Annotated in this window: 1 protein-coding gene; it reads left to right on the plus strand. The window is 71.0% G+C overall.

The genetic code is table 11. The annotated features are described in order from the left end of the window. The coding region (locus QWY28_RS24040) for a formate/nitrite transporter family protein (RefSeq protein ID WP_300955409.1) at positions 1-221 on the plus strand (221 nt) is incomplete at both ends.

Consider the following 221-nt stretch of genomic DNA (forward strand, 5'->3'; position numbering starts at 1 on the left):
GCTCGGCCTGATCCTCGTGGTCGTGGCCGGCTCGGACCTGGCGACCGGCAACATGATGCTGGTGCCGCTGGGCGCCCTCGAGGGCAAGCTGTCGATCGGCGACGTCGCCCGCAACCAGACCATGGTCCTGCTGGGGAACCTGCTCGGCGCGCTGTTCGTGGCGTTCTTCCTCGCCGTGCAGAGCGGCGTCATCGGCAGCTCCTCGGCCGACCCCGGCAGCG

Origin of the sequence: Nocardioides oceani (genome assembly GCF_030412965.1) — a bacterium.
GTDB lineage: Bacteria > Actinomycetota > Actinomycetes > Propionibacteriales > Nocardioidaceae > Nocardioides > Nocardioides oceani.